This is a genomic window from Bifidobacterium sp. ESL0763 (assembly GCF_029433395.1).
Lineage (GTDB): Bacteria > Actinomycetota > Actinomycetes > Actinomycetales > Bifidobacteriaceae > Bifidobacterium.
This window is the reverse complement of sequence record NZ_JAQTHW010000002.1, coordinates 1,556,136-1,582,316: the sequence shown is the minus strand read 5'-3', so window position 1 is coordinate 1,582,316 and position 26,181 is coordinate 1,556,136. Positions and strand designations below refer to the sequence as shown.

The window sequence follows — 26,181 nt, the reverse complement described above, 5'->3', positions numbered from 1 at the left end:
AATCTCTGGTAGGAGTGGCTGCGTCAATGTTGGGCAGGACGGCCAAAAAGCGTGTCCGTTTGAGGGTGTGAGGGGTTGCCTCGTCTGGCCTTGGTCATGTTCGAGTTGGGTGGACGCACGCTCCGGGACGGCCGGGGAATGGGCTTGATGCGCGGTCGGAACTATTGCGCTCAATGGGGTGATTGCCGTTCGCCGTATAGGGAGCCTGCCATGGGCTGCTGGCGTGCGTGCGGGGTTCGCCCGCTCATGCACATATGAAAACGCCTTTCCGACATGCACATCGCTGTGTCGGAAAGGCGTTCTTTTGGCTGCCGACTTACTCGGTCGCAAGGTCGATGCTGGTTCTTACTTGGCCTTCGAGGCCGAGCTGGAACCCGGCTTGGATTCGCCCTCGGACTTATCCGCGTCCTTGCCCTTGCGCTCGTCCTTCTTCACGGGCTTGATGTTCTCGGGGCGCTGGGGCAGCATCTGCCCGGCGGGAATCTCGACGGTGACCAGGGGCATCGGCATGGTGCTGGTGTCGATCTTCGGGTTCATCTCCTGGGTGCGTACGAGGAACTTCGCCTCGGCGTCGCTGCCCACCGTCGGCATCGAGCCGGGCAGCGGGGCCCGCGAGGACTCGCGCATCACCAGGGTGGCGATGCCGCTGAAGATCGCGAAGAACATGATGTAGAAGCCGGGCATGTCGTGGTTGCCGGTGAAGGTGATCAGCGCCTGCGAGATCAGCGGCGAGGTGCCGCCGAACAGCGAGACGGCGAAGTTATAGGAGAGGCCCATGCCCGAGAAACGCGACTCGGTGGGGAAGAGCGCCGGCAGCGTGCTCGCGGAGACCCCGGCGTAGAAGGCCACGGGGATGGCGAGCATCGCCAGCGCGCCCTGGATGGCCCAGAACGTGCCGTGGTGCAGCAGCTGGAAGGCCGGGTAGACCAGCACGAACGTGGAGATGACCGCCACCGAATAGACCGGCTTGCGGCCCACGATGTCGGAGAGGTGGCCGATGAGCGGCAGGCACAGCGCCATGATGATGAGCACGGGCGCGGTGGCCGCGGCGGCCATGGTGGGCGAGGTGCCGACCTCCTCGCGCAGGTAGGTGGGCATGTAGCTGGTGAGCAGGTAGCCGGCCGTGTTGGTGGCGGCCACGATGGCCACGGCGATGAGCAGACGGCGCCAGTGGCGCTTGATGACGTACATCATGGTGCCGGGGCGGTCGGAGGCGGGGACCCGTCGCCAGGCGGCCTCGCGGGCCTCGTGCGTCAGCTCCTGCTGCTCCTCCTTCTGGCGGTCCTGGTGCGCCGCGAACTGCGGGGTCTCCGGGATGCGGCTGCGCAGGGCCATGGCGATGACGCCCAGTGGGATGGTGAGCAGGTAGGGGATGCGCCAGCCGCCGTTGGCCATGGCGTCGACGCCCCAGCCGTGTTCGGCGATCGTGGTGGTCAGTGCCACCATCATGGCGCCGACCGCCGAGCCGATGTAGGAGCCCATGTCGAGCCAGGCGCTGTAGAAGCCACGCTTGCGGTCGGGGGAGAATTCCGAAATGTAGGTGGTCGCGCCGGAATACTCGCCGCCGGTCGAGAAGCCCTGAACCATCTGCAGGGCGTAGAGCGGCACGATGGCCCACGCGCCGATCTGGCGGCTGGTGGGCAGGATGCCGATGAGCGCGGTGGAGACCACCATCATGCCCATGGTCAGGAACAGTACCTTCTGACGGCCCACGCGGTCGCCGAGGGGGCCGAGCACGATGCCGCCCAGGGGGCGCACGAGGAAGCTCACGGCGAAGCCGAGCAGCATCACGATCAGGCTCATGCTTTTCGGCAGGCCGCTGGTGAAGACGCTGGCCATGGTCACCGCGAGGTAGCCGTAGATGCCGAAGTCATACCATTCCATGAAGTTGCCCACTACGGTGCCCGCGATGGCCTGCTTCAGGGTCTTCTCCTCGACGACGGTGACGTCCTGCTGGCGCAGGAACTGGCGGCGCAGCTGGATCTTGCGCATGCGCGGCTTGGACTTCGCTCCTTGGCGGTTGCGACGTCGGCCGGGCATGTGGGGCATGTGCGGATGGGGCAGGTGCGGCCTGTGGCGGGAGGGACGGTATTGGCGCGAGGCGTGGTTCTGATGGTCGTGCGATGATGGCATACGCAACCTCCATGTGTTGTCTGTCTGTCCCTGTGGCGCGTGCTTGCGTTACGGGTCCGGTCCTGCGGTGACTCGGTGCGGCGGCCCTCGTTCGGGTCTGCCTGCTTGCGTGCGGCTATGCGGTCGGGTGCGGCGCACCCTGCGTTCTCGTGTCTGGCCAGCCGAGGTTCCCGTCCTCGCCGGCTCGGCATGCCTGCCGTGATTTCGTGGGCTCCGCACAGCCGTGCGGGCGCCTGTCGAGTCCGTTTTTCGTTCCGGGTTCCGGATCTTTTGCTCCACGGTCCATCGCGGCGAAAGCGCGGTGGCTACAAAAGATGTTTATCTAGTTTACCGTTTTTTCATCCGCTACGACGTTTGTTTGTCTATTTATTGAGTGTTTCGGCGTTGCCATGGCGTTGCATTTTCGGCCGGTCGTGGCGTCGCCGGGGTCTCGAGAAACGTCTGTGTTTATTACGGTTTTCGGGGTATTGGCCCCGTACCGCCGTATTTCGGTCGCGCGTCTGGTCGTCGATTGGCCATCACTTAGCCATCGGCGAAACCGGCTGGTGCATATTTTACCTTGTCTAATATTTTTTACTTCTATGTATTGATGACGAAGGCTTTTCTTGGACCTTTCAAGCCTCGACCTCGCCGAAGAGCACCGCGAAGCCCTCGCGCACGCCCGGGCCGCCCGCCTGCGAGACGGCCTCCAGCAGCTCCGGGCCGGCCGCCGGATTGGCGATGATCCACTTGCGCAGCCCCGGCGCGTGCCGGACGATGTACCACAGGATCCGCTCGTCGGTGTTCTCGTCGCAGGCCATCAGCGGGGTGAGGCGCAGTGGCGGCTGCGGGGGAGCGGTGCGGCCGGATGCGGTGTGGGAGAATGGGTGCCCGCCATTCCGGTTGGCTGCCATGCCGCGCAGCCTGGTGGCAGGCGCGTGTTCCCGCCCGTCTTCGTCCGCATGCTTGCGCCGATGCGGGAACCATCGCCTGTGGGACGGTTTGGCGCGGCGGTCTCTGCTTGTGCTCATCGCCTGTTCGCCTCCTTTTGGTGCGTCGGTAGCCATCGGCGCTCGGCTTCGCCCGTAGCTTCCATGACCGCTTTCGTATGTGGCTGTCTGTAGTCGTCTGTGTGGCCGCTCGCGGTCGTCCGTGGTCGTTAATCGCCGTCGGCGGTCGCCGGCTGCTACCTGCATATATCCATATATCTGTCTGCATATGCAATGGGGCGTCGGCGTCCCCTAGAAGCAGTGCAGGATGGCCCTGAAGAACGCCCGTGCCCTCGGGGCGTTGCGCCAGAAGCGGTTGGCGTCGAGGATGTCGAGGCAGTCGGCGGGCTCGATGTGGAACTCCTCGATCATGGCGCAGATCGTCTCCTTGCGCCCCTTCGAATCCATCTCCCCGTCCTCCAGCAGCGCGACGTCGCAGGCCGTGCGCGTCGGCGAGGTGAGCCGGAGCCCGCCTATCTCGCTGACCTGTCCGGCGGGCGCCCGGCGGTTGAACGTGACGATGGGCCTGCCGTAGACCCGTGAGCGGTAGTGCGAATCCGTGATCACCTTGATGACGTCGGGGAAGTCGCCGCCCATCCACACCCACAGCGCGTTGGTGGAGCAGGCGATGCAGGTGCGTGGCACGAGGTTGGTCATGATGCGCCCGCGGCCGAACAGGGTGTCGGAATACTCGCACAGGTAGCCGTTGGCCTCGTCCAGCTGGCGCACCGCGCCGTAGTCGTTGAGCCGCCGCATGCTCAGCGGGCCGGGCAGGTCGCGGTTGCTGGTGAGCATCGGGTTGCCGAACATGGGCGGCGGCAGCGTCGAGCGGCGGATGACCGTGCCGTGGCGCGTCTGCGTTCCGGCGGCGGTATCGTGGCGCCTCTGCGTTCCAGCGGCCGTGCGCGTCGTCGTGCGTGCCGTCGGGAGGTTTGCTGCATTGCTGATAGTGGTTGTGGTCCTCATGCCAGCCAGCGTAGGGAAACGGACGGCGTCGCGCCAATCGGATCGGCCGAAAAGTGCATATGTGGATAACCCCGAACCGGTCCGCGAAAAATGTGGATGACCCGGTGGACGGGTCGCCCGGGCTCCGGCGCCCGCCTGCCGGATACGGGCCCACGGCGGACGAAGCCGGAGGGAAGGCGGCCCTGCTGTCCCCGCTGGGCCCAATAATCGATAGATATGACTCATATTTTGGTGAACGTTGCCTGGCCGTATGCGAACGGCCCCCGCCACATCGGCCACGTCGCAGGTTTCGGCGTGCCCTCCGATGTCTACGCGCGCTTCGAGCGCATGAAGGGCAACGATGTCCTCATGGTCTCCGGCACCGACGAGCACGGCACCCCCATCCTCGTGGAGGCCGACAAGGAAGGCGTGGGCCCGCAGGAGCTCGCCAACCGCTACAACCGCGTGATCGCCAAGGACCTCTGCGACCTCGGCCTGAGCTACGACCTCTTCACCCGCACCACGACGGGCAACCACGAGCACGTCGTCCAGGAGATGTTCAAGCAGTGCCTGAAGAACGGGTACCTCTACAAGGGCAAGCAGAAGGTGGCCATCTCGCCTTCCACCGGCCGCACCCTGCCCGACCGCTACATCGAGGGCACCTGCCCGATCTGCGGGGCCGACGGCGCCCGCGGCGACCAGTGCGACAACTGCGGCAACGAACTCGACCCGGACGAACTGCTCAACCCGGTCTCGAAGATCAACGGCGAGACGCCGCACTTCGAGGAGACCGAGCACTTCTTCCTCGACCTGCCGGCGCTCGCCGAGGCCAACCTCACGTGGCTGAAGTCGCGCGAGGGCTGGCGCACCAACGTCATCAACTTCTCGCTCGGCCTCTTCAAGGAGGTCAAGCCGCGCGCCATCACCCGCGACATCGACTGGGGCATCCCGGTGCCCGTCGACGGCTGGATCGACAACCCCAACAAGAAGCTCTACGTGTGGTTCGACGCCGTGATCGGCTACCTTTCGGCCTCGATCGAATGGGCGCGGCGCAAGGGCGAGCCCGACGCGTGGAAGAAGTGGTGGAACGACCCGAAGTCGCCCGCCTACTACTTCATGGGCAAGGACAACATCACCTTCCACTCCCAGATCTGGCCCTCCGAGATCCTGGCCTACGACGGCAAGGGATCCAAGGGCGGCGAGCCCGGCGAGTTCGGCGAGCTCAACCTGCCCGAGCAGGTGGTCGCCAGCGAGTTCATGACCATGGAGGGCAAGAAGTTCAGCTCCTCGCGCGGCATCGTCATCTATGTCAAGGACATCCTGGCGCGCTACCCCGTGGACGCGGTGCGCTACTACATCTCCGTGGCCGGCCCCGAGACCTCCGACGCCGACTTCACCTGGTCCGAGTTCGTGCGCCACAACAACGAGGAGCTCGCCGCCAGCTGGGGCAACCTGGTCAACCGCGTGGCCAACCTCATGTACAAGAACTTCGGCGAGATCCCCGAGCTTGACGAGGACTCCATGACCACCGAGGACCGCGCACTGCTCGAGGAGACCGCGGCCGCCTTCGACGTGGTCGGCGGGCTCATCGAGCGCCACCACCAGAAGAACGCCCTCAACGAGGCGATGAAGGTGGTCGGCGACATCAACAAGTACATCTCGGCCGTGGAGCCCTGGAAGATCAAGGACGACGCCAAGCGCCTGGGCACCGTGCTGCACACCTGCGCGCAGGCCGTCAGCGACGCGAACCACCTGCTCGCCCCCTTCCTGCCCCATGCCGCGCAGAAGGTGTGGGAGGCGCTCGGCGGCAAGGGCACGTTCTCGCCGCTGCCCCGTCTCGAGGAGGTCGAGGATCTCGACAAGCCCGGCTTCAAATACCCCATCATCACCGGCGACTACAAGCTCGGCGAGACGGTGCACCCTTGGGAGAGCGAGACGCTGGTGGCCGGCACGCCCGTGCCGAAGCCGCATCCGATCTTCGCCAAGATCCCGCCGGAGGCCGTCGACGAGGAGCTCGCGCGCTTCGACGCCGACCTCAAGGCGCGCCAGGAGGCCGAGGCCGAGCGTCTCGCCGAGGCGAAGGCCAAGCTCGAAGGCTCCGAAGAGAAGTGAGGTTTGCGCCGCGTGGCTCCGTTCGAGTCGCGCGGCGTTCGCTTTGCCGGGTTTGCCCAAGCGGCTGACGCGATCGGTCACGTGCCTGGAAACGGATGAACTGTGCCGGTAACTTTGGCGTTGAACATGGAGTCGGATGGGGCGTGTCGACGATTTCGGTTTCGGATATGAAATTGGACTGGACCGTGCCGATTGATTTGATGTCTGGTGCAGAATTGGTCGTGACGCGCCGATGGCTTTGACTCTAGTCATGAAGCCGGTTGGAACCGTACGGGTTGGTTCGGTTTCGGGAATGGAGTCGGGCATACTGCTGTGGATGGATTCGGTGCCGGTTTGGCGGGTTCGGGCCGAAGGGAATGCAACCTAGGTCACAAAATCCGGCTGAAAATGCGACAAACCGCGTTATGTACACAGAATCTTTACAGTATTTTCAGTACTTTCTAAGCTTTGCATCGCGTAATTCCAAGGAAGACGCGGTTATATTAATCATGTCAGCGATTTCGATCGTTGGCGGAGTTCCTTTCGAACTTCATAACTGAACCTTCTTCTCTCTTCTCTCTCGCCCGGCGGCTTCTCTCCGCCGGGCTTTTCTCTTGTCCGCTTCGAGTCGGTGAAATCCTTGTCCCGCAAGGCCGCTCCGGCAGCGGCGTTATGCGTCAACCTTGACGGTCGGCGGAGCTCGGTGACGCATTTGTCGCCGATCGCCATGTTCAAGCTATAAATGACAGGCCTATCGAATTCCGACAAGGCATTTGTCGCCGATTGTCTCGTGGGAGCTACAAATGGCACATTTGGCGGTGGCTGATGATGCTTTTGTAGCTTGGGACCATGTTGGAGCTACAAAAGCAATGTCTGAGGATGCAGGTTGTTCTTGTCCCGGTGTGGCGGACGGGACGGAATGAGCCGGATGAGCCGGATGGACCGGATTGGGTGATTCATGGTGTTCAGTAGTGGGCCTACTGCCGCTGCTGGGCCTCGGCGTCGTCGAGGGACTGGAAGCCGCCCAGCAGCACGGTGTTGCGGATCGTCTCCTCGGTGAGGTTGTGGCCGGACTTGGCCAGCGTCTCGATGAACGAGCGGTAGAGCTCGAAGGTGGCGTCGGAGTAGGTGCCGAGCTCGCCGCGCAGGTAGGTCTCGAACGAGGTGTTCTCGCCGGTGTCCTCGCTGGTGCGCAGCACGCGCATCTCGCGGCCGAGCTTCGGGTAGCGGGTGCGGAAATCGTCGGCCCACGCCACCTGCTGGCTGATGACCGGCTCCTGCGCCGCCACGCGTTCGGCGGTGAGTTTGGGGATATAGGGCTCGATGTCGCGACGGAACTCGTCGGGGTAGGTGGAGGCCATCATGCGCCCGTATTTCTCGGTGATGAGGTTGCGTCCAATGCGCTCGGCGGCCTCGAGGTCGCGCGCGTAGCTGGCGAGCAGTGGCGTGGGCCAGGTGATGAACTGGCTGAAGCGCATCTGATGGAAGGTGGGCCAGTTGCCCTGGCAGGCCGCGCGGCCGCCCTCGTTGTCGGTGCGCTGGAACTGGCTCCACTCGCTCTTGATCACCCGCTCGACCAGGTCGAGGTCGGGGCCGGCATCCTTGTTGCCCTGCCCGCTGTGCTTCGTCGCCGTATCCGTCATGATTGACTCACTTTCCTTGTGCCCATCGTATTCACGTTGCCAGATAAGCCTCGCGCCGTGTGGCCGGCCGCGCTAGAGGCTGCGCAGCACACTGTCGCCGCCGCCGATATGCGCCTCCACATAGGGCCGCTGCCACTCCAGGAACGCCTCGTCGCTGTCGGTGAGGCCCTCGCGCTTGAGCTCGTCGACGATGCTCACGCAGATGCCCTCCACGATCGACTGCACCTGCTCCTGTGCGGGCTTGCTGCCCTTGCCGCCCTCGCCGAACCCGGCCCCGCCGAAGCAGGCCGCCGACGAGAGGCGCAGCACGTTCTCGAGCCGCGCGCAGACGTCGGGCAGCACGGCGAACATCATGCCGCTGAGCTTGCGCAGCGCCTTGAACTGCCACTTGTAATAGGGCATGTAGCCTGCGCGCATCGGCTCGTTCAATAGGAAGACCAGCGAGATGACGTTGCTGGCGAACTCGTGGATGGAGAGCCACGCCGCCGCGCCATCGCCGCGCTTCAGCATGCGGGGCAGGTTGTATTGGCCGGCCTGCGCGACCATGCCGAGCCGGCGCGAGAGAAGCGAGAGGCGCACGTCGTCGGGCATCGCCTTGAAGCCCTGGCGCGTCTTGGAGAAGAGGCCGAGCGGGTCGGCGAACACCTCGCCGTTGGTCGCCGCGGCCAGCGTCGGCTCGTCGAGCAGCAGCCACTCGTGCGGCTTCTCGGCGGGCGGGGCCTGGCGGTAGCCGGTGATCGACTCGAAGAAGTCGCCGATGCGGAAGACGCCCACGCGCCGTGAGCCGCCCTGCGCGCGTGCGGTCTGCTCGCGGGGGCCGAAGCCCATGAACTCCTGCGGCAGGGCCTCGTAGTCGGCCTGAAGCTTGTCTCCGATGGCCTCGTAGTCCTCGTCGTCGAGCCACAGGCAGAAGCCCGGGCCGAAGTCGTGGTCGTGCGAGAACTCGTCGTCGAAGCCGTAGCATTCCGAGCCGTGGCCCACCAACCCGGCGGCGATGCGGCCCTGGTAGTCGGGGTATTTCTCGGCGATCAGCGGCTTGCCATAGGTCTGCCAGTAGGCGCGGGCGAGCTTGAGGCCCTTGATGTCGGGCCGGGGCTTGGGTACGGAGGATGGAGATGACTCGGTCGATTGAGACGATTCCGGAGTCTGTTTCGTCGAGGGCGCGGCGGCCGGAGTCGTTGCCGTTGCAGGTGCCGTCTCGTCTCTGGTTTCCTTGCCCTGCGCGGCCCCGTCATCGTGTCCGTCTCGTTGCTCGTGCTCCTTCATCGCGTCCGCGGCATGCTGTGCCTCGGCCAGGTTCGCCGCGGTGATGCGGTAGTAATCGGTGTCCTTGCCATAGCATTCCACGATGATGTCGAGCGCCTTGCGGTAGGTGGCCACGGCCTTGGCGAACTGGCCGGCGGCGAAGCAGGTCTGCGCGTATCCGGCCAGGGCCGAGGCGTAGTGGGCGCTGTGCTGTAGGTGGCCGGTCTCGTAGATCCTGAGGGCCTTCGCCGCGTGCGCCATGGCCTGCCGCAGCAGTTCGTCGCGCCCGGATGGCGCCTGGGAGGCCCCGCTGGCCCGCTGCAGCAGCACCAGTGCGAGGTTGGTGTGGGTGGAGGCCACGTCGATGTCGGCCTCGGCGTTGACGCTGGACGCCTCGAGCACGCCGAGCGCCGCCTCGAGCTCGTGCTGCGCCTTCTCCAGGTCGCCGGTCTCGCTATAGAGCATGGAGATGTTGTTGTGCAGCGCCGCCACGCGCCGGTCGGTGGGCTTCAGCGTCGTCCTGGCCGATTCCAGCGCCTGCCGGTAGAGGTCCTTGGCCTGGTCGTATTGCTTGGCCGCGCGCATGCCGGTGGCCGCGTTGATGAGCGTGGTGGTCCAGGCCTCGGTGCCGTCGATGCGCATCTTGAGGCCCAGTTCCAGCGCGCGCTGGATGATCCACTGGTTCTCCTGGTGCTTGCCGTGCGAGCGGTAGAAGCCCATCGTCTCGTTGAGCACGGTGAGCAGGCCCGCGTCGTCGCCGGCATTCTCGGCATTGGTCATGGCCTGCAACAGGTAGGGCTCGGCCTTGGTGGCGGCCTGGTGCGCGTCGAAGATGGCGTCGAGGCCGCTCAGGAACTCGTCGGTGCTGAAGGTGGTCTTGGTGCCTTGGGTCTCGTCGTCGCTGTCGCTGGTTGTCGTCATTGCCGCTCCTTGATGTCGTTCTTCCACCAGTCTATGCGTTTCCGGCATCGGGGAGCGGCCGGGGTTTCGCCCCTCAGCCGCCTATTCGCAGCGGGCGGTGATCGGCTCCCACGGCTCGAGCATCACCGGCTCCTGCCCGGCGATGGCGAGGATCTCCGGGCTCAGGAACTCCTTGCGGATGATGAGCTCGGTGACGAAGCGGCCGAACCACTGGTCGGAGGCGACGTAGTAGCCGTCCTCGCCGTTGGCCTTGCCCCAGCTGTTCTCGATCTTCCAGCGGTCGGCCTGGCCGTCGGGCGCGATGTTCACGCCGGTGAGCGTCATCGCGTGGTTGCTCGGGCAGTCGCCGTATTCGAGGCCCTGCGCCTTGCTTATGTCGAACGTGGTGCCGAACAGCTGGTCGACGCGCACGGTCGCCTCGTCGAAGACGCCGGGGCCGCGCAGGGCGAACTTGTCGCAATCGCAGGCGAACCAGATAGGGTGGCCGGCGGTGAGCTGATCGATCGCGGCCTTGTGGAAGACGTCGGCCGCCACGTTGACGTAACGCATGCCCGGCAGCTCGGCGATGTTGGAGGAGTATTTGATCTCGTAGTGCTTGTTGAACGGGGTACGCTTCATCGGCGCGTTGCAGATGGTGACGAAATCGTCCACGTCCACCGGCACGTATTTGTGGTAGAACTCCATCGGGGTGATGCCGTATTCGCGGATCTGCTTGGAAGTGTCGATGCCGGCCTTCGCGTCGGCCTTGCGTTTGGCGTCGGCGGCCTTCTGGGCGGCGGAGTCCTTGGCATCTTTCTTGCCGTTTTCGTCGCTCTTGTCGTCATCGTCGCCCTTGACCCGCGCGAGGAAATCGAAGGTGGCCGGCGGCTCGCCGAGCGCCACCGCGCAGATGCGGTAGATGGTCTCCATGTCCTTGACCTTGATGTCGCGCAGTTCCTCGAGCGTGGCCCCGGCCTCGTGGCGGTCGCGTAGGTCGATGGCGAACTCGTGCAGCTTCATGGTCAGGTATTCCGTGAAATAGAGGGAATCGCGCGAATTCGCGGATTCGGGGTAGGCGGATTTCGGCATCAGGCCATACTTGTCGACCAGGCCCACGAACATCTGCCACCAGCCGCCGTCGTCGGCCGGGTACTCGTTGATGGCCTGGAAGAGGCGGCTGTCGGTCGGCTCGTCGAGCGTGGCGAGCACGTTCTCGAGGTAGGCGTTCGACTTCTCCACCTTGTCCCAGAAGAAAAGGTAGGTCTCCGAGAACTCGAAATCCTCGAGGTTCCAGCGGTGCATCACCTCGTAGCGCAGCGTGTTGAGCGCGGCGAACATCCAGCAGCGGCCCGAGCGCTCCTGGTTGGTGATCGCGCCCTGCTTGAGCTCGATCGAGAAGTCGCGGGGCATGGCGCGCGCCCCGTGGTAGTCAGTCGCGGCCTTGAGCACACCGGCCGAGACGGCCGCGTTGGCCGCCACCCGGTTGGCCCGCTGCCCGTTGAACGCCTCGCTGTAGTGCCTGATCTCGTCGCTTCCCAGTGCCTTGGCGGCGTTGCCGTTGGTCGTCGATGCAGCCATGAATGCTCCTTGCCATGTGGTCCGTACGTTTTCGAAAATATTGACTCCTACCTTAATCCTGTTCCGATACGTCGTCGCCATGGCGTCCGCAGGCCATACGGCGACTAGGATTGGGGGCATGAGCAGACGACATCGTGACCGCAGCTGGGCGCCGGCGCCCGAAGCCCTGCCGGCCGACGCGCAGGTGATCGACAACCACACCCACATCGAATCCGTCCCCGCATTCGCCGAGGAGATGAACCGGCAGGCCCTCGAGCGCGACCAGCCGCCCGTGCCGGTCTACGACGTCGACGAGATCCTCGAGCAGGCCAAGGCGGTCGGTGTCGAGGGCGTCATCGAGGTGGGCTGCGAGCTACCCAACCTCAAGGTGGCGGTGCAGGTGGCGCTCGACCACCCCGACTGCGTCCACAACGCCCTGGCCATCCACCCCAACGAGGCGGTGCTGCACGGCCATCGCGGCGTGCCCGGCCCCGACGGCCTGCCGCTGAAATACCAGCCCTGGCATGACGTGAGCTTCGAGGACGCGCTGGCCGAGGTGCACCGCCTGGCGACCACCTACCCCGAGCAGGTGGTGGCGATCGGCGAGACGGGCATGGATCTCTTCCGCACCGGTGCGGCGGCGATGGAGATCCAGCGCGAGGCCTTCCGCGCCCACATCGCGCTGGCCAAGGAGCTCGACCTGCCGATGCAGATCCACGACCGCGACGCCCACAGGGAGGTCGTCGAGACGTTGCTGAGGGACGGCAGCCCCGAGCGCACCGTCTTCCACAGCTACGCCGGCGACACCGAGATGGCCGAGATCGCCCGCGAGCACGGCTGGTACCTGAGCTTCTCGGGCACCTCGAGCTTCAAGGGCAACGAGGAGATCCGCAACTCGGCGGCCATCGTGGGGCTCGACCATATCATGGTGGAGACCGATGCTCCCTATCTCACCCCGATGCCCTACCGCGGCCGCACCAACGCGCCTTACATGATTCCCTACACCCTCAGGGCGCTCGCCGACACGATGGATTTGCCGATAGGCGAGATAGCCAAAGCGACACGGCGCACTACGAAGGCCGTCTATGGCATATAAAGGGCTTGCGTTCCGGCGCGAAAATTATTTTTGCCAAATACGGTGAATAACGCCGCAATCGCATTGTGCGGGCAGCGCGCCACGTTTTCGCATCTTGGATGTCCACGTCGTTTTTGGCAAATTCAGGCCGGATGGCTAAACTGGCCCGTTGGTTTAAGTTTATGAAGCGTCCGCAACAGGCGCGAACTATGGTGAATGCGGAGAGAAGCACCGCCTCGGGAGGGCATGTCATGGCGCAACCACAGCAGCAGGGGGCTTCGCGTCCCCAATCAGGTTCGGCCGCGAAACCGACTCCGAAAGCCGCCGCGAAGGATGCGGCCAGGTCGACCGCGAAAGGCGCTTCGGAGCCGGCGGCCGCATCGACGGCCAAGGCGCCCGCGGAATCCGCGTCCGGGTCCGCATCCAAAACCACGTCGAAGGCCGCCGCGAAACCCAAGTCGTCCCGGACCTCGGCGGCGAAGATCGGTGGCCATGAGGTGCGCCGCGAGGTGCTCAAGGAGGCCCACAAGGCCAGGAAGGCCGCACGCGACGGCAAGGCGCGTGTGCGCCAGGACGCCATCGACGCGGAGAAGGCCGAGAAGCGCGCGCTGCTCCGCGCCGACACCTTCACCAACGCCCCCAAGGTCTCGCGCCGCACGCTGACCGCCGAGGAGCGCAAGGAGATCGCCAAGCACCGCGAGGAGGAGCGCCAGGAGGCGCAGCGCCTGGCGAAGGCGAGCCACGGGCCCATCGGCCGCTGGTGGCGCAAGATGCAGTCCAGCCGTGACAAGGTGACGCTCGGCATGGCCATCGTCGCGCTCGGCGTGGTCTATGGCGACATCGGCACCTCGCCGCTCTACACCTCGCAGACCTTCCTCGCCGGCCAGGGCGGTCTCGGCAACATCGACCGCCCGGCGGTGCTCGGCCTGCTCTCGCTGGTCTTCTGGTCGATCACGCTGATCACCACCGTCAAATACGTCTTCGTGGCCATGCGCATCGACAACAAGGGCGAGGGCGGCATCTTCGCGCTCTTCTCGCTGATCCGCAAGTACGGCCGGTGGCTGGTCATCCCCGCGATGCTGGGCGGCGCCGCGTTCCTGGCGGACTCGGTCCTCACCCCCGCGGTCTCCATCTCCTCGGCAGTCGAGGGCCTGAAATCCATCCCGGTCTTCCAGCCGGTCTTCCACGACAACCAGAACCTCTCGCTGATGATCACTGTCGTCATCATCGTGGTGCTCTTCAGCGTCCAGTCGCGCGGCACCGAGCGCATCGGCAAGGTTTTCGGCTCGGTGGTCATGGTCTGGTTCGCCTTCCTGGCGATCACCGGCATCGCCAACCTCGGCGGTGACTGGTCCATCTTCGAGGCCATCAACCCGGTCTACGGCATCCGCTTCCTCTTCAGCCCGCACAACGTGGCCGGCCTGGCCATCATGGGCACCGTCTTCCTGTCGACCACCGGCGCCGAGGCGCTCTACTCCGACATGGGCCACGTGGGCCGCGGCAACATCTACTTCACCTGGCCCTTCATCTTCGTCGCCCTCGTTTTCAACTACTTCGGGCAGGGCGCGTGGATGCTGCGCAACCAGGGCAACACGGCGCTGGCCAACGTCAACCCGTTCTTCGAGATGATGAGCCCCAACGTGCGCTACATCGGCGTCATCCTCTCCGTGGCGGCGGGCGTGATCGCCTCGCAGGCCCTGATCACCGGCGCCTTCACGATGGTCTCGGAGGCCACCGGCCTCAACTGGATGCCACATCTGCAGGTGCGCTACCCGGCCCGCACGCGCGGCCAGCTCTACATCCCGGTCATCAACCTGGTGCTCTGCGTCGCCACGCTCTGCGTGCTGGGCCTCTTCAAGGATTCCGAGCACATCTCGGCGGCCTACGGACTGGCGCTCACCATCACGATGATCACCACCACCATCCTGCTGAGCGTCTACATCTGGTACCACCACCATCGCGTCTTCGCCGGCATCTTCTTTGTGGTGTTCATCGCCATCCAGACGCTCTTCTTCGTCGCCTCCATGGCGAAGTTCCTGCACGGCGGCTGGTTCACGATGCTGCTCACCGCGCTGATCCTGCTGGTCATGATCACCTGGAACGACGGCACGAAGATCGAGCGCTCGCAGCGCCGTCACATGCGCCCGCGCGACTTCAAGCCCGCGCTGGCCAAGCTGCATGACGACTTCCGCATCCCGTATTTCGCCGACAACATCGTCTACCTCACCTCGGACGCCGAGATGCGCCGGCTCGACACCGACATCTTCTTCTCGATCTTCGCCGACCATCCCAAGCGCGCCCGCGCCTGGTGGGCCGTCTCGGTGGTCACCACCGACGAGCCGTTCACGCGTGAGTACTCCGTGGAGAACTTCGACACGGACTATATCTTCCGCGTGCGCATCCGTCTCGGCTTCAAGGTCTCGCAGTCCATCCCCGCCTACATCCACCAGGTGATGCACGACCTCTCCGAATCGGGCGAGCTGCCGCTGCAGACCTCGGTCTACCCGAAGGTGGACGCCGACCCCGACATCGGCACCGTGCGCTACGTGCTGGTGCACAAGGCGCTGATGCCGGAGTCGAAGATCACCGCGCGCGAGGCGCTGAGCCTGAAGGCCAAGTACGCCATCCGCCATCTCGCCGGCTCGCCGGTCAAGTGGTTCGGCCTGGCTCCCTACAACCCGGTGACCGAGGTGCAGCCGCTGTTCGTCTCCACCCGCAGGCCGCCGCGCCTGCAGCGCAAGGCGATGCGCAAGCCGCGCCGCACCAAGGACGAGGCCGGGGCGAAGGCGGTCGTCAAGGTCGGCGCCGAGACGAAGGCTGATGCCAAGACCGCTGCCAAGTCCGTAGCCAAGACGTCGGCCAAGGCCACGGGCAAGGCCAAGTCCGCAGCGAAGTCCGCGAAGGTCAAGACGTCGGCCAAGTCCGCAGCCGCCAAGGTCTCCGTGAAGGATGTGCCGCTGCCGATGAAGGCCGTGCCGCTGCCCACCGAGGCCGAGACGACCATCGTGATGCCCAAGGTGAAGGACGCTGCGAAGACGGACGCCAGGAAGGCGGATGCCCACAAGTCGGCCGCCGCGTCGAAGCCGAAGAGGAAGGCCTCCGCCGAGCAAGTCGGGCACGACGCCCCGGCCACTGCCAAGAAGGACACTGCCAAGAAGGATGCCGGCAAGGCGGATGCGAAGTCGGCTGCCAAACCGAGCGCCAAGAAGGCCGCCGTGAGGAAGACCGGCAGATCCGCCGCAAAATCGGACGGTGGCTCGGCCTCCAAGAAGGACGGCGAGCCTGCCGCCAAGTAAGCGCCATCGGGTGCCAGCGCCCCGGATTCGGTCTGTCGATCGGCTCCGGGGCGCTGGCGTTCCGGGTCGGTTTGCGCGTGGTAGAGATAACATCTATGGCGATTTTCGTGCAAGGTTCACGCGCGCTTAAAAACCGGTCGCTATAGTGAGGCCTTATGTGCAGACTTCTTGGGTATAGCGTCAACGCGGCGCAGTTGAGTTTGAGTGATGTCCTCGGGCGGCGCGACACCGCCGATTTCCGTCGTCTCAGCGAGATCCACCGCGACGGCTGGGGCGTGTCGATGTATTGCGGGCCGGGCTCCCGGGCGAAGATCTGGGACGTGGGCCACGAGCGGTCGTACCACACCACGATGGCCGCCTACCAGGACGGGCAGTTCGAGCCGCTGGCCGAGGCGCCGGCCCGCAGCGCCCTCTGGCACCTGCGCTGGGGCAGCCCCGGGGTGCCGGGCATCCTCAAGAACCAGCAGCCCTTCGTCCTGGACGGCGTCAGCTTCATCCACAACGGCCACATCTCCTCGGCCGACGGCGTCAGCATCCTCGACAACCCGGAGTTCGACGTGGACCAGGAGATCCTGGGCGAGATCAGCAAACGCAGCGATTCCGCCATCTTCTTCGCCGTCATCCTGCGCTTCATGCGCGAAGGGCTCAAGCTGCCCGAGGCCGTGCGCCGGGGCCTCGCCAAGCTGCGCGAGACCTACCCCGACTCCAGCTACAACTGCGTGGCCCAGGACGGCTCGTGTATGGTCGCGGTGCGCGCCGTGGGCAGCGAGCGGACGCACGCCGGCATCGTCGACTTCTATGACGACTACGGCTGGACCGGTCAGGCCAAGGACTACAACGCGATCCGCTACCGCACCATCGGCGGCTCCGGGCAGGATTCGGGCGGCGACGGCATCAAGGGCGTCGTCGTGGCGAGCTCCGGGTTCCGCCAGCGCGCCGACGAGGGGTGGCGCGACCTGGCCAACAACCATATGCTGGTCATCTCGCACGCCACCGGGGACTTCGACATCCAGGAGCTGTGAGGCGCGATCGCCCTTCGCCGCATTTATCGTCGTCGCCGCCACTGCACCGCTATGCGCTGCCACCGCCGGGAATCGCGTCCCAAGAAACATTCCCTACAATGGAGAGCATGACTGGATTCGTTCCCACACTCGCGCAGGTCGACGAGATGCACCGCAAGATCGCGCCGTCGCCGGCCGCCTACGACCTCATCCACACCCATTGCGTCATCATCGCCACCATCACCAGGGAGCTGGTGCGGCGGCAGAACGCGCTGTTCACGAGGCGCTGCACGCTGCCGAAGAACGCCCCCGAGCTCACCGGCGGATTCGACCCGCTGGACGGAGGGCTGACGGTGAAGGCGCGGCCCGAAGGAAGAGGAGCCAGCGGCGCTGTCAATAGCGCGGATGCCAAGGACACTCATAATGCCAGTACCTCTGGCGCTTCGGGCGCGGTTCCGGCGAAGAAGGCGGACGGCATGCCGGCCACGGTCACCCCCGCCACCATCGCCAAGCATGTGGCCCCCGTGGTGCCGCCGACCGACGGCGTGCGTGGCGGCACGGTGCCCCCTCGTCTGCTCGACGAGAACCTGGCCGTCGTGGGCGCGATGCTGCACGACATCGGCACCTATCTGGTGCTTCGCAACGACGGCTCGAACGGCGGCAAGCTGCAATTCGACGGGCCGAACTACATCCTGCACGGCGTGCGCGGATACGACTACCTGCTGGGCCTAGGCGTCGACGAGTCCATCGCGCAGTTCGCGCGCAACCACACCGGCGTGGGGCTGACCCGCGAGCAGGTCGTCTCGCAGCACCTGCCGTTGCCGCCGGCCGACTATGTGCCGATGAACCTCGAGCAGGAGGTGGTGATGGTGGCCGACAAATACAACAGCAAATCCATCCCGCCCAGGTTCCTGACGGCCGAGGCCTACGCGCGCAAGGCCCGCCGCTTCGGCGAGAAGAACGAGCGGGCGTGGCGCGACCTGGTGGTCAAGTACGGCGTGCCGGACATCGCGGGCCTGGCCAAGCGCTTCAAGATGAAGTGCGAGGTGTGAGGTCACGGCATGCCGAGATTCCTGTGTCTCGGCGCTGGTGACGCTGTCTTCTAGAACTCGTAGGTCTTGTCGGCCGCGGCGAGATAGGCGCCGATGAGGGAGTCTTGTCGGCTGTCGGTGGTGTCGCCGGACTTATCGTCTTCGCCGGCATCCGCATCCGAGGTGCCGTCCGCCGCATCCAGCGTGGGGGCGACGAGGATGACGCAGTATTTCGGATCGCGGCTGTGGGCCAGCTTGGTGAGCAGACCGAGAATCGCATCCCTGTCCTCCGGCTCCAGGCCGCCCGCCGGGTCGTCGGCGAGGATGACCGTGGGGTCGCAGCTGATCGCGCGGGCGATCGCCACCCTGCGCTGGTTGAGCTCGGTCAGCTCGCTCACCGGCAGCCCGGTCGCGGCCTGGTCGAAGCCGACCCGTTTGAGCAGCTTGCGCGCCCGCACCGGCACGGGTTCGAGGAACGTGCGGCCGGTGGACTTCATCGTGAAGGTCAGGTTGGCCAGCGCGTCGAGGTCGCCGCGCAGGTTGTGGCGCTGGGTGAGCAGGGCGATGCGGTGCCCGCGGATCTCGGCGGTGTCCAGCTCGATCAGGCTCACGCTGCGCACGGTGACCTGGCCGATGTCGAGGCGCAGGAAGCCGCTCGCCGCGCCGAGGAACGCCCGGCGCTGCTCGTCATCGGCGTCGCGCAGCAGGTAGAGCTTGCCGGCGAAGAACTGCCAGTCGATGTCGTCGAGCGCGTTGCGGCCGGTCTTGCGGTTGCGCAGCGTGACGTGGTCGAAGGCGAAGGTGGGGTTGGGCTTGAGCAGGATGTTGTCCTCGATGGCCTCCGCCCTGTCGATCTTCGAGGCGAGTGCCGAGGCGGGCTCGGCGGCCGGGGACTTGGCGGGTTTGCGGGTCTTGGCCTTGGGTTTGGAGGAAGAGTCGGTCTTGCCGGAATCGTGCGTACTGGCCTTGGTCTTGCCTTTCGGGGAGCTGTCGGAAGCGGCGGATTCGCCGTCCGCCTTGCCGGAGCGTGACGGATCTTTGGAAGTCAGGGCTTCCTTCGTCTCGCCATCCTCAGCGGCTTCGGTCTCGTCATTGGCGCCAGCGTCGGCCTCGGCAACGGCATCGTCGTCTTCGCCGGCGGTGTCGTCATCGGCATCGTCGAGATCGAGAAGGGCATCGTCCTCGTCGTCGAACACGACGCTATAGGCCACTTCCTCGGGAGTTTCCGATGCGTCCGTAGCGGTCTCCCCGGAGGTGTCAGCGTCGTTGTCCTTGTCCCTGCCCTTGGTCTTCTGGTCGGTGGAGTCGTCGTTCATCTGAGCTGCCTTGTCGCTTGCCTTGTCCGTGTTCCTGGCCATGGCCTCGTCCTCGGTTCCGTCCTTGGCTTCGTCCGTGTTCCTGCTCATGCTTCCGCCTCCTCGCTCGTCTCGGTGCCGTCCGTTGTATCTGTGCCTGCGTCCCGATCGGCATCGGTCTTGGATTCGGATGCGTCGGTATCGGAGCCGCCCAGCCCGCCTTGCCGCACGTCGAACACCGGGTCGATACGCGCGACGATGGCCCTCATGAAGGCCATCGTCGCCAGCAGCGCCACGAACCCGAGGCAATACCACATCGGCTTGAAGCAGGCGGAACCGACCCTGGCCGCGTTGCCGCCGACCAGCGCCGCACCCAACGGCTTGGAAGCGAACGCGGAGGCGACGCCACCTACCAGCAGGCCCGGCAGCGAAGGCATCAGCGTCTCCAGGGCGAACTGCCAGCCGATGCGGCCACGCACCACGCCGATGACCATGTCCATGGCGATCTCGTCGCGCCTGCCGCACAGGCTCAGCGCCACCAGCGCCAGCGCGAGCGCCCCACACATCGCGTAGAGCCCGATGCTCATGCGCCTCATCCGGGCGTCGAAGCGGTCGAGCGGCTTGAGGGAGGCGACGTAGCGGTCGAGGTCGGGCGTGCTCATCCGGTAGCCCTTGGCGAGCTTGCGCGAGCTGATGAGCTGGGTGAACATCTGGTATTCGTCGGGGCTGTTGAACCGGAAGCCGACGTCGAACCTGGCCACGGCCCAGCCGATCGCCGAGTCGTCGTTGAGCTTGTTGTCGGCGAAGGCATAGGGGCCCACGTAGATGGCGTTGGCGCGGTTGTTCTTGGCGAGCCTGGCGTCGCCGCCCATGCCCTTCGGCGCCGGATCGGTGTAGGCGTAGACGCCGCGCACGGTGAAGGCGTAGGTCTTGGCGGCGTCGTTGGGATTGGCGACGCTGAATTTCGAGCCGGGCTTCAGGTTGTTCTTCCTGGCGAAGGCCTCGGAGACCAGGGCGCTTTTGCCCTTCTTCGACTTGTAGTCGAGCCCCTTGCCCTGGGTCACCCTGAACTTGCCGGGGATGTTCACGTCCTCCGAATGGCTGTCGTAGAGGCCGTAGAGCGTGTATTCGCCGCCGGTGCTCTGGGCGTCCCGGTCGGCCTTGCCCGCGATTGCCTTCGCCGCGCCCGTCTGGCGCATGGGCATGGAGACGCTCATCGAGTACTGCGGCTGGATGCCGGCCTGCTGCAGGCCCATCAGGTAGCTGGTGTAGTCGTCGAGCGAAAGGTACTGCTTGGTGACCGAGGAGTCGGCGTTGGACTGGCGGATGCGCTCCTTGACGGTCGGGCGGATGACCGCGGTGACCTGGTGCGTGCGGTAGGCCGTGGTGTGGGCCCGGTGCTGGGCGGTGTGCACGGCCGTGGCGAAGACGCCGCCGAACATGACCAGTGCCGCGACCACCATGATCGCGAGACTGCGCCATTTGTGGCGCCATACCGTCGTCCATGCATTGGTCAGTACGAACATCCGCCCCTCGTTTCCTAGGAATCCTGCGGTCCGGGCCTGGCCGCGCGGCTGGTCTGTGCCGGCCGCCCCGCGCGCCTCGTCCCGTATGCGCCGCTGCCACCTGTGCGCGGCGGGACCTTATATGATGGTAGGCCGCAGTGTGGGCAACGTTTACGGGGCCTCGATGCCATACAGGTCGGCTTGGCGCGCGGCCGTCGCGTGGGGCGTCGGCGAGATGCAGATTTGGTTACGAGATAGGCCGGCGGAGCCCCACGCGGCCGCGGTTCCGCTACCATGTGAGTGATGGTCAAGCGGATATGGAACAGAGGATGGCGCGCGTGGGCGCTGCCGCTGAGCGCGGTGGCGGGGGTCCTCGCGGCGTTCGGCATCGTCGTGGCCTGGTTCCCGAATGGGGCCGGCGCGTGGAGCCTGCCGCTGCAGCAGATCGACGCCCCGGCGCATTATTACTTCATTCGCAAGATCCTGCGTGAGGGCGTCGGCGCCGCGCTGCGCCTGTGGCCCAACGACGCCTACTACCCGCCCATGTTCCACCTGATCGCCGCCGGCCTGATCGCCGCAGGGCGTCTGATCGGCGTCAACGTGAGCATCTACGCCGCCTTCAATATCGTCTGGCTCGCCACCTCCGGTCTGGTGTGGCCGGCGGGCATGAGCCTGCTGGCCAGCTATTGGACGCGCCAGGTCGACGGGCGTGCGGCACGGTTGGGCGCGGCCGACGCGAGCGGGTCGGGACATGACGAAGCGTCCCCGAAGGCCCTCTCGGCCCGCCCGTTCTCCTGCTGCATGATGGTCATCGTGCCGGTCCTCGCCGTCTCGTCAGCCAGCCATCCCTTCCAGATGCTGGCGAGCGGCCCGCTGATCTCGTTCGGCCTGGCCACCACGCTGCTGCCATATTGGCTCTACGCCACGCTGCGCCTCTTCGACGCCATGGCCTCCCGCCGCCACGTCGTCCGCTGGCTGGCCGCCACCGCGCTGCTTGGCCTGCTGTGCATCTTCGCCCACCCGCGCATCGCCTTCACTTGGCTGCTGCTCATGGCCCCGTTCATGCTGATGCGCCTGCCATGGAAACTCATCGTCGCGGCGTTGGGCGCGGTGGTGGCGTGCGCGGTCGCGTTCTTCTTCTATATGACCGGCCACTACCATTCCACGCGCTACTTCGACCCGTCGAGCTGGTTCCACACCTACAAGCCCAACCGCACCGTCCCCGAGGCGCTGCGCGTCTTCGTCACCGACAACGTCAGCGGTCCGGCGGGCGCGTTCATGGCCGTCGTCGTCATCCTCGCCCTGCTGGTCGCGCTCGCCGCCGTGGTGCGGCCGCGGCTGGTCGTCGGCACGCGTCGCCATGGCGAAGCGGCTGCGGGTTCGGATTCGGCCGTCGCCGATTCGGGCACGGCTACAAATACCGATGCCGATTCCGGTTCTGGTTCGGTTGCGGATTCCGAACCTGTCCCGGCCGCCAGTGCCGATTCGAATGCCGTTGCAACCGTTGCCGGTAGGCCGACCGACCCTGAACGCGCCGTCCGCCGCGACGCAATCGCGCTCATCCTCGACTTCCTGCTGGTCGGCCTCGTCTACGTCTGCTCCACCTCGCTGACCGGTTGGTTCCCCAACATCGTGGCGGCGGCGTGGTACCGCGCCGAGACCCGCCCGCTGACCATGATTCCCTTCGCGATCGTCCCTCTGCTGGTCTTCGCCGCCTGCCTCGTGGCCCGCGCGTGCCCGAACCTGAAGTCGGGTCTGAAAACAATGTCGCAAACCAAGGCCACCGCGCTCCCGCGTCTGGCCGGCAAGGTGGTCGCCGGCGTCGTGCTCGCGGCGCTGGCGCTGGCCTGCCAGTTCGGCAACACGGCCCGCGTCGAGCTGCGCGACGACATCGCCCGCAACATGACCCTCACGGGCAAGCCCTACGATGAGCAGCTCACCGCCGTGAAATACCAGGTGCTGCGCCAGAGCGTCGCCATCACCGGCACCGACGCGCTCATCATCTCCGACCCGCTCAACGGCTCGATGTACGGCTCGGCCGCGTTCGGCGCCAACATGCTCTTCCCGGTCTACAACCCGATGCACGAGAAGCATGGCGCCATCTTCGGCCAGACCGAGGCCGCGTTCGGCTCCGGCGACCCGCGTCAGCTCACCGCGACCACCTGTCCGGTGGACGGCGGCGTGCCCAAGTACTTCCTGGCGATGGGACCGCAGGCGCCGAGCCTCAAGATGTTCACGTTCCGCCAGCAATACGACGTCTTCCACCGTCAGGACCTCATCGACGCCTACGAGCGCCAGGGCACCCTCGTCAAGGTGCGGGACTTCGGCTCGCTTGCCCCCTACGCCAAGGGCTGGGCGCTCTACCGCATCGACTGCGGCCGGGCGTGAGCCGTCCCTACAATGGAGGGACGGAAACGCAAGGACATCACCGTGAAAGGAGCCGACATGGCAGCATCGCTTGAAGGCAGGAAAGTACTGATCATCGTGCGCAACTGGGGCATCGAGGAGACCGAGATGACCCGGCCGCTGCGTGACCTGCGCGCGGACGGCGCGGACGTGACGCTGGCGGCGGCCGAGCCCGGCATCGTCGAGACGCTGCGCCACGACCGCTACGCCGGCGAGATCCTCAACGCCGACACCACCTACGGCGAGGTTTCCGCCGCGGATTACGACATGCTCGTCGTGCCCGGCGGCACCTGCAACATCGACCGCCTGCGCGTCGACCCGGTGGCGCAGAAGCTGGCGCAGAGCTTCGCCAAGGCCGGCAAGCCCATCGCCTCGATCTGCCATGGCGCCTGGCTGCTGGTCAACGCCGATATGCTCAAGGGCAAGACGCTCACCGCCTGCCGCTACATCGCCGCGGACCTCGTCAACGCCGGCGGCACCTACGTCGACGAGGAGGTGCACGTCGACGACGCCGAGGGCTTCAGGCTCATCACCTCCCGCAAGCCCGCCGACCTCGACGCCTTCGTGGGCGCGATCGAGCGGACGCTCGGGGAGTAGTTACAAAAGTGAGCGATATGAAAAATGAATGGCTGAAAACGGCCATTCATTTTTCATATCTTCGATTTTCGTAACCGGGAATCTAGAACAGCGCTCGCAGGATGTCGACGAACTCGACGACGAGCGCCACCAGCAGGACCATGAAGGCCATCGTCGCACCCGTGGCGGTGCCCGCGGCGATGTCGGGGGTGCCGGCCTGCCCCGCGGCGAGGATGGCGGAGGCGATCGAGGTGCCGCACGCGCCCGCGAACTGCTGGGCGGTGTTGAAGATGGCGTTGCCCATGCTCTGCTCGTGGCGGCCGAGGTGCGAGAGGCCGGTGGTCATGATGTTGCCGGAGCTCAGGCCGATGCCGAACATGTAGAGCAGGTAGATGAGCGCGGCGGCGAGGCTGCTCAGGTGGTGGCCGAAACCGAAGAAGCAGGCCATGGCGATGATGGCGCAGGCCCCGCCGAGGATGAGCGGCGGCTTCGGGCCGACGGCGTCGTAGACGCGCCCGCCCAGCAGCGCGAGGGCGGCGCCCAAGGCCGCGCCCGGCAGCACGGTGAGGCCTGCGATGAGCGCCGAGGAGTGGTCGGTCAGCTGCAGGTAGTTTGGCAGCACGAACGAGAGGGCCAGCGAGATGGCCTGGAGCAGGAAGAACGCCAGCACGAAGCCGGAGAAGCGCAGGTTCTTCAGCGTGCGGATGTCGATGACCGGGGCCGGGATCCTGAGCTGGCGGACGCAGAAGAGCACGAGCGCGACGAGGCCGACCACGATGGCGCCGCCGACCTGCAGGCTCACGATCGGCTTGGTGGTCATGGAGCTGAAGCCATAGATCAGGCCGCAGAAGGTCAACGCGATGAGCGCGATGCTGGGGATGTCGAAGGTGACCTTGCGGATCTCACTGACCTGCTGGATGCAGGCGATGCCCAGGACCAGCGAGATGAAGACGACCGGCAGCAGGCAGACGAAGATGACGCGCCAGCTGGTGTTGGAGACGACGATGCCGCCGAAGGTCGGGCCGATGGCCGGGGCGACCGCCGTGAGCAGCGTGCCGAAGCCCATCATCAGGCCGATGCGCTGCGGTGGCACCGTTTCCAGGATGATGTTGAACATCAGCGGCAGCGCGATGCCGGCGCCCACGCCCTGGATGACGCGGCCGGCGACCAGGAGCGCGAAGTTCGGTGTGACGATTTCGAGGACCAGGCCCACCAGGAAGGAGAGGTTCGCCACCAGGAAGAGCGACTTGGTGCGGAAGCGCGCCTTGAGCATCGCGCTCAGCGGCACGACGATGGCGATGGTCAGGAGGTTGGCGGTGGTCACCCACTGCACGGTCTCGGTGCTGATCTTGAACTGGTGCATGAGCGTCGGGAAGGTGACGTTCATGGCGGTCTCCACGGTCACGCCGCTCAGCGAGAGCAGGCCGGCGGCGACGATCGAGCCGATGACCTTGCCGGGGATTTTCGCCGATGGTTGTGGATTGGCCGCGGCGGCTCCGTCCGCGGTGGTTGGTGCCGTTGATGAGGGGGATGTCATTGCTTGTTGTGGTCCTTTGGATGTTAGGTTATTGATGTTTGTTGTATCGATGTCTGTGTGTTGACGTGATTGGGATGCCGGATGCGCCTGTTGCGCCGAGAGGCTTGCTTCGGGCCGGTGTGGCCGGCAGGATGGCGACGGGATTCGCGCTGTCTCAACGGTCGTGCGACCTGGCAATTATCGTGGCGGCAGCTGGTCGACGTCTGCGGCGCATTCGCGTTTGCGGGTGGGCGGAATCGTAGTGGGACCGGTTGTGGTCGTGGTCGTTGTGGCCGGCGATGGTGCTTTGCCGCGTTCGCCGGTGCCCACGTTTGTGTCTTGGCTCTCGTCGAGGCCGGCCATGTCCCGATCTGCCTCTTCGTCGTCGTGCACGCGTCCGAAGAAGGCCAGCGCGGCCTTGAAATCGTCAATCTGCGTGGGGGAGAAGCGTCGCTCGAACTCGCGCTGCTCGTGGTCGATGTAATGGTGGATGGCCTCCACGTCGCGTGTGGCGCGGGCGGTGAGACGCACGATCTTGCGCCGCGCGTCGTCGGCAGCCTGCGAGCGGGTGAGCAGCCCCCGCGCCTCCATGCGCTGCAGGGTGACGGTCACCGTCGAGCGCCGGATGTGGAACTCCGCCTCGATGGCGTGCTGGGGCACCTGCCCGCCGGGCTGTGAGCTCATGAAGTTGATGACGGCCATCTGCACTTCCGTGAGCCCGTAGCGCGCGGCGAAGCGGCCGAGCTCCTGGCCCATGCTGCTCGAGGCCTGCTGCAGCAGCCGGCCGTAGTTCTCCGGCCGTCCGTCCGGCGTATCGGTCATGTGTCCACGTACTTTCTCGACAACAATTAATTCGTTAGCTAACTAACAAATACTATCGAGGGCCGGGACATTGGTCGGGGAAGTCGGCTGGCGGCACATTCAAAGTGGGGTATGCAAAAACCGAACCCCGGAAAATGGCGGTTTCTGATTTGAATACCCTACTTTGGGCGTGCCGC

The 26,181-nt window shown here is 65.7% G+C and carries 17 protein-coding genes and 1 pseudogene; 7 read left to right on the top strand and 11 right to left on the bottom strand.

The genetic code is table 11. The features are described from left to right. Positions 1-345: 345 nt before the first annotated feature. From PT282_RS07185 to PT282_RS07175, 3 genes are all read right to left on the bottom strand, one after another. Positions 346-2,133 carry an MFS transporter gene (locus tag PT282_RS07185; protein ID WP_277168843.1) on the bottom strand — a complete coding sequence of 596 codons (1,788 nt, stop codon included), beginning with the start codon at positions 2,131-2,133 and terminating at the stop codon, positions 346-348. A gap of 614 nt (positions 2,134-2,747) precedes the next feature. After that, entirely contained in the window at positions 2,748-3,143 is a 396-nt protein-coding gene (locus tag PT282_RS07180; RefSeq protein WP_277168842.1) for a hypothetical protein, read from the bottom strand. A gap of 210 nt (positions 3,144-3,353) precedes the next feature. Beyond that, complete coding sequence (locus PT282_RS07175) at positions 3,354-4,067, bottom strand: hypothetical protein (RefSeq protein WP_277168841.1); 714 nt, start codon at positions 4,065-4,067, stop codon at positions 3,354-3,356. 216 nt (positions 4,068-4,283) lie between these two features. Between PT282_RS07175 and metG the strand changes: the two genes are divergently transcribed. Continuing rightward, entirely contained in the window at positions 4,284-6,158 is a 1,875-nt protein-coding gene (gene metG / locus PT282_RS07170; RefSeq protein ID WP_277168840.1) for a methionine--tRNA ligase, read from the top strand. 486 nt (positions 6,159-6,644) lie between these two features. On the opposite strand, the gene PT282_RS07165 is transcribed toward metG, so the two are convergent. The 4 genes from PT282_RS07165 to PT282_RS07150 form a co-directional block, all read right to left on the bottom strand. Then, positions 6,645-6,866: a hypothetical protein gene (locus tag PT282_RS07165; protein ID WP_277168839.1), complete on the bottom strand. Its 222-nt coding sequence runs from the start codon at positions 6,864-6,866 to the stop codon at positions 6,645-6,647. 248 nt (positions 6,867-7,114) lie between these two features. After that, positions 7,115-7,780, bottom strand: a complete 666-nt coding sequence (locus PT282_RS07160) for a DUF4125 family protein (protein WP_277168838.1) — start codon at positions 7,778-7,780, stop codon at positions 7,115-7,117. A gap of 72 nt (positions 7,781-7,852) precedes the next feature. Beyond that, positions 7,853-9,946: a DUF4037 domain-containing protein gene (locus PT282_RS07155; protein ID WP_277168837.1), complete on the bottom strand. Its 2,094-nt coding sequence runs from the start codon at positions 9,944-9,946 to the stop codon at positions 7,853-7,855. A gap of 81 nt (positions 9,947-10,027) precedes the next feature. Next, the gene (locus PT282_RS07150) at positions 10,028-11,503 is read right to left on the bottom strand and encodes a C1 family peptidase (RefSeq protein WP_277168836.1); all 1,476 of its coding nucleotides are present in this window, start codon (positions 11,501-11,503) and stop codon (positions 10,028-10,030) included. 118 nt (positions 11,504-11,621) lie between these two features. Here PT282_RS07150 and PT282_RS07145 point away from each other — a divergent pair, with 118 nt between their 5' ends. From PT282_RS07145 to PT282_RS07130, 4 genes and pseudogenes are all read left to right on the top strand, one after another. Beyond that, positions 11,622-12,578: a TatD family hydrolase gene (locus PT282_RS07145; protein ID WP_277168835.1), complete on the top strand. Its 957-nt coding sequence runs from the start codon at positions 11,622-11,624 to the stop codon at positions 12,576-12,578. 488 nt (positions 12,579-13,066) lie between these two features. Then, positions 13,067-15,296 (top strand): annotated as a pseudogene (locus PT282_RS07140) (KUP/HAK/KT family potassium transporter); the annotation flags it as partial. A 751-nt stretch (positions 15,297-16,047) separates the two neighbouring features. After that, a complete protein-coding gene (locus PT282_RS07135; protein ID WP_277168834.1) occupies positions 16,048-16,875 on the top strand; it encodes a class II glutamine amidotransferase in 828 nt (275 codons plus the stop codon). 107 nt (positions 16,876-16,982) lie between these two features. Beyond that, positions 16,983-17,906, top strand: a complete 924-nt coding sequence (locus PT282_RS07130; RefSeq protein WP_277168833.1) for an HD domain-containing protein — start codon at positions 16,983-16,985, stop codon at positions 17,904-17,906. Positions 17,907-17,956: 50 nt separating this feature from the next. Here PT282_RS07130 and PT282_RS07125 read toward each other — a convergent pair whose 3' ends face one another. Both PT282_RS07125 and PT282_RS07120 read right to left on the bottom strand, forming a co-directional pair. After that, positions 17,957-19,291, bottom strand: a complete 1,335-nt coding sequence (locus PT282_RS07125; RefSeq protein WP_277168832.1) for an ATP-binding cassette domain-containing protein — start codon at positions 19,289-19,291, stop codon at positions 17,957-17,959. After that, positions 19,288-20,643 (bottom strand): ABC transporter permease, encoded by a 1,356-nt coding sequence (locus PT282_RS07120; RefSeq protein WP_277168831.1) that lies wholly within the window; start codon positions 20,641-20,643, stop codon positions 19,288-19,290. Before PT282_RS07120 ends, PT282_RS07125 begins: the two co-directional genes overlap by 4 nt. Before the next feature lie 345 nt (positions 20,644-20,988). Here PT282_RS07120 and PT282_RS07115 point away from each other — a divergent pair, with 345 nt between their 5' ends. Both PT282_RS07115 and PT282_RS07110 read left to right on the top strand, forming a co-directional pair. Then, positions 20,989-23,073, top strand: a complete 2,085-nt coding sequence (locus tag PT282_RS07115; protein WP_277168830.1) for a DUF6541 family protein — start codon at positions 20,989-20,991, stop codon at positions 23,071-23,073. 57 nt (positions 23,074-23,130) lie between these two features. Further along, positions 23,131-23,688 (top strand): type 1 glutamine amidotransferase domain-containing protein, encoded by a 558-nt coding sequence (locus PT282_RS07110; RefSeq protein ID WP_277168829.1) that lies wholly within the window; start codon positions 23,131-23,133, stop codon positions 23,686-23,688. An 82-nt stretch (positions 23,689-23,770) separates the two neighbouring features. On the opposite strand, the gene PT282_RS07105 is transcribed toward PT282_RS07110, so the two are convergent. Both PT282_RS07105 and PT282_RS07100 read right to left on the bottom strand, forming a co-directional pair. After that, positions 23,771-25,204, bottom strand: a complete 1,434-nt coding sequence (locus PT282_RS07105) for an MFS transporter (RefSeq protein ID WP_277168828.1) — start codon at positions 25,202-25,204, stop codon at positions 23,771-23,773. A gap of 177 nt (positions 25,205-25,381) precedes the next feature. Then, entirely contained in the window at positions 25,382-26,005 is a 624-nt protein-coding gene (locus PT282_RS07100) for a MarR family winged helix-turn-helix transcriptional regulator (protein ID WP_277168827.1), read from the bottom strand. Positions 26,006-26,181 lie beyond the last annotated feature (176 nt).